Genomic DNA, 588 nt, shown 5'->3' with positions numbered 1-588 from the left:
TGGATTTCTGATCCGATCGACGGTAACCGCCACGATTCCTTTTGCCTGAGTGAATCCGGAGTCCTGCTGACACTCAACCCCGGCGCCTGGATTGGAGACGAGGAGGGTTATTCAGGACGATCTTGAGTCAACCGGATCCGCTATGTCATCGAGCGGACCATCGCGAACTTCAAGACCTGGAGAATCTTGCACACCGACTACCGGCGGCCGATCGCGACCTTTACACGGACCATCTCCACCGTCATCGCATTGCACTTTTACAAACTGGCCTCTGAATAAGCCTCACGGTCTTGCTCGACCGCAGAGCAATCTGGACGGCTTCTTCCCGAAACTCCGGGGTGTACCTGCTGGGTGGCGCCACTTCTTACTTCCTCGTTTCCTGTTCACGGCAACCCTATTGGGTCGGTGTCCGGAAACTTCGGGGCGCCTCATGACCGCATCACCCACGGTCACCTCGTCACGAGAATCGGCTCTGTCGCAGATTTGGGGGGTACTCATCTTGAACTCGCGGGTTCCGGCTCTGCGAGCTCCTCCGCAGCGATGAGCAGCCCAGTCCCGATCAAGCAGCCGTCGATTAGGTCGGGGCGG

The 588-nt window shown here is 58.3% G+C and carries 1 protein-coding gene; it reads left to right on the top strand.

All coding sequences use genetic code 11. The annotated features are described in order from the left end of the window. Nucleotides 1-135: 135 nt before the first annotated feature. On the top strand, nt 136-279 hold the full coding sequence (locus IG74_RS55000) for a hypothetical protein (RefSeq protein WP_420710064.1): 144 nt from the start codon (nt 136-138) through the stop codon (nt 277-279). Nucleotides 280-588: the final 309 nt, after the last annotated feature.

The organism is Streptomyces sp. NRRL B-1347 (assembly GCF_000720325.1).
Lineage (GTDB): Bacteria > Actinomycetota > Actinomycetes > Streptomycetales > Streptomycetaceae > Streptomyces.
The sequence above is the reverse complement of the archived record's forward strand: the minus strand, read 5'-3'. Positions and strand labels throughout refer to the sequence as shown.